Below are 14,398 nucleotides of genomic sequence, written 5' to 3'. Positions count from 1 at the left end.
GAGGCTCCTTTCTGAGCCTGAGCATACCCCCTCAGCCGTTTACTTCTACCCCTGTCCAGTTTTTGGGGTCCACTTCAGCTGCCGCCGGCCTGACCGTCGCTTCGGTGGCGGTGGACGATGACGCGGAATTCGATGCTGAGCCCTATGTGGAACCCTTCCTACATGGCGTCCAGGACGCCTTCGAACAGTATGGGGAGGTGGCCGACCAGACCGGAAAAACCCTTCTGGATTATTACCACGACGCGGTTGGGGGCCTTACCCAGGCCCTTGAGCAGGGTGAAGGCCTATTCGAGGAGTTGCAGAAACAAGCCAGCGAAACGATGCAGGATCTGGCCTCCGGTGTGAACGAACTGAGCGACGGCATCAGCGACACCGTCAACGACTGGTTCACCAACGCCTTCAGTTGGCAAGAGCGGATCGACCCCCTGACCCTGGACCTGGACGCTGATGGCCTGGAGACCCAGGGCACGGACGTGGACGACCCCGTCCTGTTCGACCACAACGGCGACGGCGTCAAGCGCGCCACGGGCTGGATCAAGCCCGACGACGCCTTCCTGGCCCTGGACCGCAACGGCAACGGCACCATCGATACCGGCGCCGAGCTGTTCGGCGACAATACCCCCCTCGTCAACGGCGACGGCGACGTCACGGGAGTGGCCGAAGACGGCTTCGAGGCCCTGCGGGACCAGGACACCAACGGCGACGGCGTGGTGAACAGCGAGGACGCCAACTGGGACGAGCTGCGGGTCTGGCGGGACCTGGACAGCGACGGCGTCACCGACGAAGGCGAGCTGCAGGGCCTGGACGAGGCCGGTATCGCCAGCTTCTCCGTGGAAGCGGAGTCCAACAACCAGCTGCAGGATAACGGCAACGTCGTGGCCGATCTGGGGACCTACCAGTGGGCCGACGGCAGCACTGGCACCGTCGGCCAGGTCACCGGCGAGATGGCCGACATCGACCTCACCAGCGACCCCTTTCACCGCGAATTCAGCGACGAGATTCCCCTGACCGAGGAAGCCGAGGACCTGCCGCGCATGCGCGGCTCCGGGGATGTGCGCGACCTGCGGGAAGCGGCCAGCCTGTCCTCCGAGCTGGCGTCCGTTGTGGCCGACTACGCCGCGGCGCCCACCAAGGCCGACCAGGAGAAGCAGCTCGACGGACTCCTGGACCGCTGGGCCGACACCGCCGAGGCCCCCTCCAGCCTGGAGCAGGCCGACTCCGAGGGCTACGAGCTGGTGTACCTGCCGCCGGGCCAGCGCCCCGAGGACGCCGTGGGCGCCGGGGGCACGGCCACCGAGGCCGCCGAGCGGGAGCGGGTGACCCGGCTCATCGAGACCATGGAGGCCTTCAACGGCCGTTCCTTCGTGGAAGTAGGCGCCGAGGGTGTGGAGACCGGGGCCGGCGCCTTCATCGAGGCCGGCCCGGCCCCCTCGGAGGAGGACGGCAGCGGCGGTGAGTACGCCTTCGTGGAGCTATCCAGCGCTCAGGTGCGCTTCCTGGAGCGCTCCAAGGAGGCCCTTGGCCAGTCCGTCTACGACGGCCTGCTCATGCAGACCCGGCTCAAGCCCTACCTGGACGGCGCCGAGGCCGGCCTGGATGAGGAGGGCCTGACCACCGACTTCAGCGGCACCGAGGCAGCCTTCCAGCAGCGCTTCGAGGAAGCCCCCGACGAGGCGGTGCGCGACCTTCTGGACATGCAGCGGGTGGCCGGGTCGAACATGGCGGCCCTCGGCTGGGACGGCCTGGGCCAGCTGCGCGGGTGGCTGTCGGACGCCGCTTCCGGTGATGGTTCCGCTGTATCCGAGCTGACCCCCGCCTTGGCGGAGTTCGGCTACCCCGGCCTGGCGGAGGACGGTCAGGGCTCCCATGGAAGCGAGGCGGTGATTGGCCCGGACGATGGCGGGGTCCTTCGCGGCAGGGGCGGCGACGACCTGGTCCTCGGTGGCCCGGGAGATGACATCCTTTCCGGGGGTTCTGGGGACGACACCCTGTACGGCGGCCGGGGTGACGATACCTACCGGTTCGGGGCCGGCGACGGTTCCGACACCATCTACGAGACGCACGGCGAATCCGGCGAGGATGAGCTGGCCTTCGGCTCCGAGGTGCCGGTCGGCGAGGTGAACATCCGGGCGGAAGGTGACCGGCTGGTCTTCGACCATATCGGCGGGCAAGACAGCGTCGCCGTGGAGAACTGGTTCAACAGCCTTTCCGATGCGAAGCATCGGCTGGATCGTGTCTCCTTCGAGGAAGGCGGAAGCTACGACTTGGATTCCCTCCAGCTCGGCGGTGAGGGGAGCGACACCCTCGAAGGAAGCTCGGACGACGGGATCCTCGTCGGCGGAGAAGGCGAGGACACCCTGGAAGGCGGCACGGGAAGCGAGCTCCTGCACGGCGGCGCGGGAGCGGACCATATGGCCGGCGGCGAGGGTGACGACACCTACGTGGTGGACCATGCGAACGACGAGGTAGTCGAGCAGGCCGGCGAAGGCGAGGACACCGTACACAGCCGGGTGGATCATGGGCTCTCCGACCATGTGGAGAACCTGCGCTTGGTGGGGGAGAGTGCCATCGATGGCGCAGGCAACACCCTCGATAACCGGCTGGCCGGCAACGACGCCGCCAATACCCTCCAGGGCGGCGCGGGGAACGACACCCTCATCGGCAACGGCGGCGACGATCTGCTCGACGGCGGCGTGGGTGTGGACACCTTGGCCGGCGGCACCGGCGACGACACCTACGTTGTCGACAGCCAAGAGGACGTCGTCACCGAGCAGGCGGGCGAGGGCGAGGATACGGTGCGTACCCACCTCGACTACCGGCTCGGGGACAACGTGGAGAACCTCACGTTGACCGGCGAGGATTCGGTGGCCGGCACCGGCAACGAGCTGGATAACGAAATCCGGGGCAACAGCGAGGCCAACACCCTGACCGGCAACGGGGGCGACGACCTGCTCGACGGTGGGGCGGGTGCGGACACCATGGCCGGCGGCACCGGCGACGACACCTACGTTGTCGACAGCCAGGAGGACGTGGTCACCGAGCACGCGGGCGAGGGCGAGGACACGGTGCGCACCCACCTCGACTACCGGCTCGGGGACCACGTGGAGAACCTCACGTTGACCGGCGAGGATTCGGTGGCCGGCACCGGCAACGAGCTGGATAACGAGATCCGGGGCAACCGCGCGGCCAACACCCTGACCGGCAACGGCGGCGACGACCTGCTCGACGGCGGGGCAGCTGCGGACACCATGGCCGGCGGCACCGGCGACGACACCTATGTGGTGGGTGAGATCGGCGACGACGTGCAGGAGGAAGCCGGTGAGGGCACGGATACCGTGCGCTCCGGGATTACCTACACCCTGGTGGAGAACACCGAGAACCTGGTCCTAACCGGTTACGGGAACATCGACGGCACGGGCAATGCCGCCGACAACGTCCTGCGGGGCAACCGGGGGGACAATACCCTGGATGGCGGGGCCGGGTCGGACCATTTGGCCGGTAGCGGCGGCGACGATACATACATCCTCAACGAACAAGGGGATACGGTTTCCGAGGAGGCGGGGCAGGGTCACGATACCGTGGTCAGCCCCTTCGACTACACCCTGGGGGAGAACGTCGAGGACCTGACCCTGACCGGGGAGGCGGAGACCGGAACCGGCAATGCCCTGGATAACCGGATCACCGGCACCGACGCCGACAACCGCCTGGATGGCGGGAAGGGCGACGACACCCTAAACGGTGGAGCCGGCGGGGACCACATGACCGGTGGCGAGGGTGACGATACCTACATCGTCGACCAGGCTGCGGACACCCCCATCGAGGAAGCCGCCCAGGGCGAGGATACGGTGCGCAGCAGCCTGAGCTGGGAGCTGCGGGACAACCTCGAGAACCTGATCCTGACGGGGGAAGAGGATACCAGCGGTACCGGCAACGAGCTGGCTAACGAGATCACCGGCAACGCCGGCGATAACACCCTCACCGGCAACGGCGGGGATGACCGCCTGGACGGCGGCGCGGGGGCCGACGCCATGGCGGGCGGGTCCGGCAACGACACCTACGTGGTGGACGACGCAGGCGATACGGTTACCGAGGCGGCGGGGGAAGGCACCGATACCGCCGAAGCCGGCATCGACTACACCCTCACGGAAAACGTGGAAAATCTGACCCTTACGGGCTCCGAAGACCTCGTAGGCACGGGCAACGAACTGGACAACCGGCTCACCGGCAATGGGGGCGACAATACCCTGTTCGGGAAAGCAGGTGCCGACCACCTCGACGGCGGCGCGGGTGCCGACACCCTCGCCGGCGGCACTGGGGATGATACCTACATCGTGGATAACCCCGGTGACACGATAGAGGAGAGCGCCGGCGAGGGGGATGACCTCGTCCGGGCCCGGGTTAGTCATGCCTTGGACGAGAACGTGGAGCGACTCGGTCTGACCGGTAAGGCCGATATCGATGGATCGGGCAATGCCCTGGACAACACGGTAACCGGTAACGCCGGGGATAACCGCCTGGACGGCGGCGCCGGTGCGGACGAAATCGCCGGCGGGGAAGGGGACGATACCTACGTGGTGGACAACGAGGGCGACGTGGTTACGGAGGCGGAGGGTGAAGGCACCGATACCGTCGAATCCGGCATCGACTACACCCTCACGGACAACGTGGAGAACCTCGTCCTCACCGGAGATGGGGACATCTCCGGAACGGGCAACGGCCTGGACAACGAGGTTATCGGAAACGCCGCAGCCAATACCCTGAGAGGTGGGGGAGGAAACGACACCTTGTCCGGCGGAGAGGGAGACGATCTCCTGGACGGCGGCGCCGGTGCCGATTCCATGGCCGGAGGCTCCGGGAATGACACCTATGTGGTGGACGAGGCCGGGGATGAAGTAACCGAAAAGACCGACGAGGGAGAGGACACGGTCCTTTCCGGGATCTCCTACACCCTGGGGGAGAACGTCGAGAACCTGATCCTCACAGGGGAATCCGCCGAGGATGGCACCGGCAACGAGCTGGACAACGAGCTGGAAGGGAATAACGCCGACAACCACCTGAGTGGCAAGGACGGCAACGACGTCCTGTCCGGCGGCGACGGCGCTGATCATCTGGAGGGCGGCTCGGGCGCGGATACCCTGTACGGAGGCCGGGGCGCCGACCTTCTGGACGGTGGCAGCGGCGTGGACCGCCTGGAAGGGGGCGTCGGGGACGATACCTATCGGGTGGACCATGCCGACGACGCGGTGGTGGAAGAGGCCGGGGCGGGCACCGACACGGTGTATGCGCGGGCCAGCTACAGCCTGGGCGCCCACGTGGAGAACCTGACCCTGGAAGGGTGGCGGAACCTGGACGGCACCGGCAACGACCAGGCCAACGAGCTGGTCGGCAACCGCGGGGCCAATACCCTGCGCGGGGGCGGCGGCGCCGACACCCTGCGCGGCGGCCGAGGCAACGACCGCCTGGATGGGGGCAGCGGCGCCGACGCGATGTACGGCGGCACCGGCAACGACACCTACGTGGTGGACGACGCCGGGGACCGGGTCGTGGAAGAAGGCGGTGCGGGCCGGGATACGGTGGAGTCGAGCATCGACTACACGTTGACCGACCACGTGGAGGACCTGACGCTCACCGGCTCCGAGGGCCTTGAGGGCACCGGCAACGCCCTGAACAACCGCATTACCGGGAATGACGGGTCCAACACCCTGAGCGGCAAAGGGGGCCGGGATACCATCCGGGCCGGAGACGGCGCCGACGTCCTGAACGGCGGCGAAGGCAACGACCGGCTGTACGGCCAAGCCGGGGCCGACGAGCTGCATGGCGGGGCCGGCGCCGACCTGCTGGACGGCGGCAGCGGCGCCGACGCGATGGCCGGCGGCACCGGCAACGACACCTACGTGGTGGACGACGCCGGGGACGAGGTCACGGAAGCGGTCGGCGAAGGCACGGATACCGTCCGCTCCTCCATTACCTACACCCTCACCGAGAACGTCGAGAACCTGACCCTAACCGGTGCCGCCGCCATCGACGGCACCGGCAACGACTTGGCCAACCGCATCACCGGAAACAGTGCCGCCAACGAGCTGTACGGCCTGGGTGGCAATGATCGGTTGTACGGTCGGGGTGGTGATGACGTCCTGAACGGCGGCGACGGCGACGACCGGCTATACGGTCAGTCCGGGGCCGACGAGCTGCACGGCGGTTCAGGCGCCGACCTTCTGGACGGTGGTAGCGGCTTGGACCGCATGGAAGGGGGCGCCGGGGACGACACCTACCGGGTGGACCATTCCGACGACGAAGCGGTTGAAGCGGCCGGGGCGGGCACCGACACGGTGTATGCGCGGGCCAGCTACACCCTGGGCGCCCACGTGGAGCACCTCACCCTGGAAGGGTGGCGGAACCTGGACGGCACCGGCAACGGCCTGGGCAATGAGCTCACCGGCAACCGGGGAAGCAACACCCTGAAGGGCCTGGCCGGTGCCGACACCCTCCGCGGTGGTCGGGGCGGCGACACCCTGGACGGGGGCGCCGGAGCCGACGCCATGGCTGGTGGCGCGGGCTGGGACACCTACGTGGTTGATCAGGCCGGCGATACGGTTACCGAGTCCGCCGGACAGGGCCGCGACACCGTGCGTTCGGGTGTAGACCGGACTCTTTCCGACCACGTGGAGGATTTGAATCTCACCGGCTCCCAGGACCTAGCCGGCACCGGTAACGCCCTGAATAACCGCATTACCGGAAATGGCGGCGCGAATGCGCTCAGTGGCGAAGGAGGTCACGACACTATCCGGGCGGGTGGCGATGCCGATACCGTCAGTGGTGGCAGTGGCAACGACCGACTCTATGGTCAGGCCGATACCGATACCCTTCAAGGCGGCGGTGGGGACGACACCCTGGACGGTGGTAGTGGCGCCGACGCCATGGCTGGTGGCACCGGCAACGACACCTACGTGGTGGACGATGCCGGGGATCGCGTTACGGAGGCTGCCGATTCCGGCCATGACACGGTGCGGGCCAGCGTTACCGAGACCCTGAGCGCCCACGTGGAGGACCTGAATCTCACCGGCTCGGCCGACATTGATGGCACCGGCAATGGCCTGGATAACCGCATTACCGGAAACAGCGCCGCCAACGAGCTACGCGGCCTGGGGGGCGACGATCATCTCTTGGGCCGAGGGGGCAGTGACGCCCTTTATGGCGGAATGGGGGCCGATCGCCTGGATGGCGATGGGGGTGCCGATACCCTATACGGCGGTACGGGTGACGATGACCTGGAGGGTGGTTCCGGTGCAGACCGCATGGAAGGCGGCGCCGGGGACGACACCTACCGGGTGGACCATAGCGGCGACGAAGCAGTGGAAGCGGCCGGGTCGGGCACCGACACGGTGTTTGCCCGGGCCAGTTACACCCTGGGCGCCCACGTGGAGAACCTAAACCTGGAAGAGTGGCGAAACTTCGACTGCACCGGAAACGGCCTGGCCAATGAGCTCGTCGGGAACCGGGGCAGCAACACCCTGGAAGGTCTGGCCGGTGCGGATACCTTGCGCGGCGGCCGGGGCAGCGACCGCCTGGACGGTGGCAGCGGCGCCGACGACCTCTTTGGCGGTCGAGGTGACGACACCTATGTGGTGGCCGAGGCCGGCGACCGGGTCGTGGAGGAAGCCGGCGCGGGCCGGGACACGGTGGAATCGAGCATTGGCTACACCCTCACCGACCACGTGGAGGACCTGACCCTCATCGGGTCCGAAGGTCTGGCAGGCACTGGAAACGCCCTGGACAACCGCATTACCGGCAACAGCGGAAACAACACACTGGACGGTGGAACGGGTGCCGATACCTTGGCTGGCGGAGAAGGCGGCGACACCTACATCGTCGATGCCTCCGCGGATCGGATCGTGGAGATGGCCGGGGCCGGGGCAGACACGGTGCGGGCCAGCGCCGATTACGTGCTGAATAACCATGTCGAGAACCTATCTCTTACCGGAGACGGGGATTTGGACGGCACGGGCAACGACCTAGCCAACGCTCTCACCGGCAATGATGGCGCCAACGTCCTCAAGGGCCGTGCCGGGGATGACGTGATCCGCGCGGAGGCTGGAAACGACACCCTCCGCGGCGGCAGGGGTACCGATGGGCTTTATGGAGGAAACGGAAAGGATCGCCTGTATGGAGGGTCGGGAGCCGATCACCTGCATGGAGGGGCGGGGAATGACCTTCTGGAGGGTGGAAACGGTCGCGATACGCTCCTTACTAATGCTGGGGATGACGTCCTAAAGGGCGGAGAGGGGCAAGACAACTACGTATACGAACTGGGGGCTGGGACAGCCACCATCGTAGATTCCGGTGACGGCAACACCTTAACCTTCGGAGCCGGGATCGCATCCGAGGATATCTCCCTCAGCGCCCATCCTTTCGAGCTTCGCGTGGCGGGAGGAGGGGCGGTGAGGATCGAGGACTTCGATCCTCAAGACCCCTTCGCCAATACCCCCATCGATACTTTCCGGTTTGCCGACGGTACGGAGCTTTCCTATGGGGATCTGCTCGACCGTGGCTTCGACCTGTTCGGCACCGAAAGCGATGACGTGATCAAGGGAACGGCGGTGGAGGATCGCATCCATGGTCTGGCCGGGGACGATACCCTGATTGGCCGGGCCGGCGATGATCGTCTGTTCGGCGGTCCAGGCGCCGATCGCTTGGAAGGCGGTGCCGGATTCGACACCGCTGAATACGTTGGATCCTCCACGGGGGTGAAGGTCGATCTGGCAGCGGGTAAGGGTGAAGGCGGCTTGGCCGACGGCGACACCCTACAGAGCGTCGAGGCCCTGGTTGGCTCCGACCACGCCGATTCCCTGTTCGGTGACGGAAGGGCCAACCGGTTGGAAGGTGGGGCCGGGGATGACCGCCTTTCCGGACGCGGAGGTCCCGACCAGCTGATCGGAGGACGCGGGGCCGACACCGTAACCTACCGGGGTGGCCCATCGGGTGTAGAGGTGGACCTCGCCGCGGGGACCGGCAAGGGTGGTTTCGCGGCGGGCGATTCCCTTACCGGGATCGAGAACGCGACCGGTACCGCCTTCGGCGACGGCCTGTTCGGAACCCGGGCCTCCAATACCCTTATGGGATCAAAGGGAGACGATCTCCTGGTCGGCCGCCAGGGTGGGGACCGCTTGGTCGGCGGGGCCGGTACCGACACGGCCGGCTACGCCGATTCCAGAGCCGGGGTCAGGGTCAACCTGGCCACCGGGGAGGCAGCCGGCGGTTCCGCGCAAGGGGATGTGCTGAGCGGCATCGAAGGCGTCACGGGGTCGGCCCACGGCGATCGGCTCTTCGGCGATGGAGGGGCGAATCCCCTGAAGGGCCTGGCCGGGTCGGACCGCCTTTACGGTATGGGAGGTGACGATACCCTGGCCGGAGGTGCGGGCTCCGATCGCCTCTTTGGGGCTGCCGGGGACGATACCTTGGCCGGGGGGCGCGGTAGCGATGTCCTGTTTGGCGGCCGCGGCAGCGATACGGCGAGCTACGCTAAGGCTTCCGAGGGGGTAACCGTCAATCTGGCTTGTGGCTACGCCCACCAGGCCAGCGGCACCGATCTGCTGTTCGGTATGGAGAATGTCCGCGGATCCGCCTTTGACGACACCCTAAGAGGTGACTGGGGGGCGAACCGGCTGGCCGGCGGCGCCGGCGACGACCGCCTGCGCGGCGGCTGGGGTAGCGATACCCTGGTGGGCGGCTCCGGAACCGATACCGCCGATTACCGCGATTCCTGGCGGGGCGTCTCGGTGGATCTCGGTGCGGGAACTGCCTCCGGTGGCACGGCCGAAGGGGACACCCTTATCGGGATCGAAGCCGTCGCCGGTACGTTCCGCAGCGATTCCCTCATCGGTGATGACCGCGCCAATACCCTCTCTGGCGATTACGGTTTCGACCACCTTGAGGGTGGTGGCGGAGCCGACCTCCTGAATGGTGGCCGCCACCATGATCGCCTCGCGGGAGGCACCGGTACCGATTGGCTCAACGGTGGTCGGGGGCGGGACCATTTCCGGGGTGGCCAGGGCAATGACGCGCTGCTTGGCGGAGCACACCGGGATCGCATGGAAGGAATCTCGGGCAATGACCTGCTGGCTGGCGGTGAAGGCTCGGATGCGCTTTCTATCGGCGGAAGCGATGTGGTCCTTCATAACGCCGATGAGGGTAGGGATCGCATCGAGGGGCTGGGGCGGACCAATCAGTTGACCCTCTCCTTGGGTGGTGGAACTTCTCTTGAGGACCTGAGCCTGAGCCGGCGGCAGGATGATTTGGTGCTTTACACCGGTGGCCCCGGTCAAGGTGGTCGCCGGTTTGGCTCCTTGTTTGGCGGCTTCCGGGGCGGCTGGGACGGCCTGGTTCTGGAGGACTGGTACGCCGACGGCGGTTCCGGTCAACCGGACTCGGTAACCCTGCAGATGGTCACCGAGGCCACCGACTGCTACGACCCGAACGCCGACTCTGAGCGCCTGAGCCAAAAGCTGAACCGCTACGACTTCAACAAGATCGTCGAAGCTTACGATCAGGCCAAGGGCGGAAAAGGACGTCGCTGGGAGGCCATGGATGCCGCCCTGGACAACCACCTGGCAAGCAGCGACTCCGAGGCCCTCGGCGGGGAGCTGGCCTACCGTTATGGCCTGAAAGGGTCCCTGGACGGCGCCTCCCGGCAGACGGTGCTCGCCACCCTGACCGATGAGCGGTTCGGCGAGAAGCCGCAAAGCCTGCAAGGTGCCGGCAATGGTTGAAGGGGGCGGAGGTGAGCGGTGATAAGGACGAGTCTCCCGTCCCGGCCTTTCATCCCCGGCTGATCGAGGTGGTGCGGCGGCCGCCTTCGCCCAAGCCACGGCTCATGCTCGGCCTGTTAGCGGCGTTACTGGTCGGGTTGTTGGTTTGGGCGGTGATCGGCCGTTTGGACGTGGTAGCCCGGGCGGAGGGGAAACTGGTTCCGAAGGGTAGGCTGAAGATCGTCCAGCCTTTCGAGAAGGGCCGGATTGAGCGGATTCTGGTGAAGGAGGGGGACAAAGTCGAGGAGGGCCAGCCGCTGGTCATTATGGATACCCGGCTGACCGATGCAGATCTACAGCGGATTGGTCATGAGCTGGCCCGGGTTCGTCTGGAGCTGCGCCGGGTAAGAGCAGAGCTGGAGCAGGGGGCTTTCGCCCAGCGTCCTCATGACCCCCCAAAGTTGTTCAAGCAAGTAAAGGCGAAGCTTGTAGGGCATCGCCGAGCTTTCCGAAACGCCCTGGCGCGGGAGGAATCCCGGCTGAAAAAGGCGAAGAATGACTTGGCCGCAGCCAAAGCGAAACAGCGGCGCCTGGAGAAGACCCTGCCCATCTTTAAAGCGAGTGAAAACGCCTTGGGTAAGCTGGAGCAAAAAGGCTACGCCTCCCATGTGGATCTTCTTGACAAGCGTCGTGTCCGTATCGAGACCCAGGAAAAGCTCGCCGGGCAGCACAAACGGATCAGTGCGCTCAAAGCCCAAGTCGAGGGGATCCAGGGGAAGATACGGTCCCTCCGCTCTTCCCATCGGAAAGAGCTACTCGACGAGCGGGTAAAGCAAAGCGCCCGACTGGAGGAACTGCGGCAGAAAAAACGCAAGCTGGACTACCGATTTAGTCTGAAGCAGATCCAGGCCCCGGAAGCCGGGGTGGTGAAAAGGTTGGCGACGCATACACAGGGCTCGGTGGTTTCCTCCGGCGCCGTGCTGATGCGCTTGGTTCCGGGCGATCAACCGCTGCAAGCGGAGGTGATGGTTTCCAATAGCGATATTGGGTTCGTTCATGCGGGGCAGGAGGCGAGGCTTAAGCTCACAGCATTCGATTTCCAGCGGTACGGCACCCTGGAGGCCGAGGTGGAGTACTTAAGCCCCGATGCTGGGAAAAACCGGAATGCCAAGGGGCGAAGGAAAGCCGGGTCCGCCCGTGCCCAGGGGGAGAGGTATCCGGCCATGCTCAGTCTTGAAAGCCAGCACATGACGGACGGCAAGGAGCGGCTGGACCTCCGGGCGGGCATGCACGTTACCGCGGAGATCAAGCTTGGGACCCGCAGTGTCCTGGAATATGTCCTTTCCCCGGTCACCGAAGGCCTGAAGGAGGCTGGACAGCAACGGTAGAGAATCAGACCTCCCATTGCTCCCGGGCAGACTGAAAGGCTGCGGGGTCGGCCCCCGCGCAGCGCAGCTCCTTGTCCTTCCCTTTCTCCCCCCGCTCCACCGTCACCGTCGACTTGGGCAGGCCCAGCTCCTTGGCTAGGAACTGGGTGAGGTGCTTGTTGGCGGCGCCTTCCACGGGCGGGGCCGTGATGCGTACCTTGAGGGCCCCGCCGTGGCGGCCGGCGACCCGGTCCCCGGACGCCTTGGGCTGGACGCGCAGGCGCAGGATCAGGTCGTCGCCGTCCCAGCGGAAGAAATCGGCCGCTTCCGCCATGTCTTCCTCACATGCCGTAGGCGAGCTGCTGGAGGCTGTTCACCAGGAAGATGCGCAAGAACTCGATGGCGAGCAGTACCACGAGCGGGGAGAGGTCCAGGCCGCCGAGCGGCGGGATGATCCGCTGGGCGGGGCGCAGGATGGGGTCGGTAGCCTGGATGAGGCCGCGCACCAGGGGATTGGACGGGTCGGGGCTCACCCAGGACATGAGCGCGCGGATCAGGATGGCCCAGAACATGAGGGTCAGTACCGCGTTCAGCAGGGTGGCGATGGCGTTCACGAAATTGGCGGCGATGCCCATCGGTGCTCCTAAATGGGTTGGGACCGGGGAGTTCGGAGTGTACGGAGGATAACAAACTCCGGCCAATCAAGGGTTAGCCAAACAGCCCAGCGTTCTTCGTATCAGCTACCCAGCTCCCGGGATCGGTTGGCCGCGGCGGCCACCGCATCCATGAGCGCGGTGCGCAGGCCGCCACGCTCCAGGGCCTCCAGGCCGCGGGCGGTGGTGCCGCCGGGGCTGGTGACCCGGCTGCGCAGGACGGCGCTGGGCTCCCCGGTATCCCGGGCCAGGGCGGCGGCCCCGCCGGCGGTATGCACCGCCAGGGTGCGGGCCGTTTCCCGGTCCAGCCCCTCGGCCACGGCCGCCTCCTCCAGAGCCTCCAGAATCAGGAAGAAATAGGCGGGCCCGCTGCCGGAGACGGCGGTGACGATGTCCATGTGGGCCTCCTTGGCCACCCAGACCACCTCCCCGGCCGCCTGCATGATGGCCTGGGCGGTGAGCCGGTGCTGCTCGGAGACGTCGTCGTCGGCATACAGGGCGGAGACCCCGGCGCCCACCAGCGCCGGGGTGTTGGGCATGACCCGCACCAGGGGGCCGTCGGTGCCCAGCCAGCCGCGCAGCTTGGCCAGCGGGATGCCCGCGGCAATGGAGATCACCAGGGGGGTCTGGCCGCGCAGGTCCGGGCCCAGGGCCTCCGCCACGGTGCCCAGGATCTGCGGCTTGACCGCCAGTACCACGGTCTCGGCGCCCTGCACGGCCTCGCTGTTGTCCGCCGTGGTCCGCACGCCGAACCGGTCACTCAGGTCCCGGCGGCGCTCGGCGTCCGGTTCGGCCACCATGACCTGCCCGGGCGTCCAGCCCGCGTCCGACAGGCCGCCGATGAGGCTCGCCGCCATGTTGCCGCCGCCGATGAAGGCGATGGAGGTTGGGGCCGCCATGGGGTTCTCCTTTGGTTGGTCCGGGAAGTCAAGTGTAGCTGCGCGCACCAAACAGGGCCGAGCCCACGCGGACATGGGTGGCGCCCTCCTTCACCGCCACCTCGAAGTCCCTGCTCATGCCCATGGACAGGGTGTCCCAGGCCGCTTCCGGGAAGCCGCCGCGGAGCTCGTCGGCCAGCCGCGCGAGCTGGCGGAAGGCCGGACGGGACGCCTCGGCCTGCGCGCCGGGTGCGGGGATGGCCATGAGTCCCCGCAGGCGCAGGTTCGGGCATTCCTGCAGCGTCACGCCCACCAGCTCCGGGATTTCCTCTGGCCGGCAGCCGGATTTGCTTTCCTCGCCGCTGACATTGACCTGGAGGCAGACGTTCAGCGGGGGCTGGCCTTCCCGGTGGCGGTTCAAGGTCCGGGCGATCTTGGCCCGGTCCACCGAATGCACCCAGGAGAAGCGCTCGGCCACGGGCCGGGCCTTGTTGCTCTGCAGGGGGCCGATGAAATGCCATTCAAGGTCGAGGTCGGCGAGCTCCGCCTGTTTGGCCGTGGCCTCCTGGGCGTAGGATTCGGCGAAAACGCGCTGTCCGGCCTCCGACAGGGCCCGGATGGCCGAGGCCGGAAAGGTCTTGGATACGGCCAGCAGGGTGACTTCATCGGCTTCCCGTCCGCTGCGCGCGGCGGCCTCGGCGATGCGGTGCCGAATGTCCGCCAGGGTCCCGCTATAGGCTGTGCGCTCGCTCACA

6 protein-coding genes are annotated in these 14,398 nt (G+C 66.9%); 2 read left to right on the top strand and 4 right to left on the bottom strand.

From position 1 onward, the window contains the following. Positions 1 to 146: 146 nt before the first annotated feature. Entirely contained in the window at positions 147 to 10,766 is a 10,620-nt protein-coding gene (locus tag ACERLL_RS11930; RefSeq protein WP_373656322.1) for a hypothetical protein, read from the top strand. 11 nt (positions 10,767 to 10,777) lie between these two features. Further along, positions 10,778 to 12,133 (top strand): HlyD family type I secretion periplasmic adaptor subunit, encoded by a 1,356-nt coding sequence (locus tag ACERLL_RS11925; protein ID WP_373656321.1) that lies wholly within the window; start codon positions 10,778 to 10,780, stop codon positions 12,131 to 12,133. Between the two features lie 4 nt (positions 12,134 to 12,137). On the opposite strand, the gene ACERLL_RS11920 is transcribed toward ACERLL_RS11925, so the two are convergent. From ACERLL_RS11920 to ACERLL_RS11905, 4 genes are all read right to left on the bottom strand, one after another. After that, on the bottom strand, positions 12,138 to 12,446 hold the full coding sequence (locus ACERLL_RS11920; RefSeq protein ID WP_373656320.1) for a DUF167 family protein: 309 nt from the start codon (positions 12,444 to 12,446) through the stop codon (positions 12,138 to 12,140). A 7-nt stretch (positions 12,447 to 12,453) separates the two neighbouring features. After that, positions 12,454 to 12,747 (bottom strand): YggT family protein, encoded by a 294-nt coding sequence (locus ACERLL_RS11915; RefSeq protein ID WP_373656319.1) that lies wholly within the window; start codon positions 12,745 to 12,747, stop codon positions 12,454 to 12,456. Between the two features lie 101 nt (positions 12,748 to 12,848). After that, positions 12,849 to 13,664 carry a pyrroline-5-carboxylate reductase gene (proC, locus tag ACERLL_RS11910; protein ID WP_373656318.1) on the bottom strand — a complete coding sequence of 272 codons (816 nt, stop codon included), beginning with the start codon at positions 13,662 to 13,664 and terminating at the stop codon, positions 12,849 to 12,851. Between the two features lie 28 nt (positions 13,665 to 13,692). Next, positions 13,693 to 14,397 carry a YggS family pyridoxal phosphate-dependent enzyme gene (locus ACERLL_RS11905; RefSeq protein WP_373656317.1) on the bottom strand — a complete coding sequence of 235 codons (705 nt, stop codon included), beginning with the start codon at positions 14,395 to 14,397 and terminating at the stop codon, positions 13,693 to 13,695. Position 14,398 lies beyond the last annotated feature (1 nt).

This window comes from Thiohalorhabdus sp. Cl-TMA, assembly GCF_041821045.1.
Lineage (GTDB): Bacteria > Pseudomonadota > Gammaproteobacteria > Thiohalorhabdales > Thiohalorhabdaceae > Thiohalorhabdus > Thiohalorhabdus methylotropha.
Note: the sequence above shows the minus strand (reverse complement) of the source record. Positions and strands in the feature narration are given on the sequence as shown.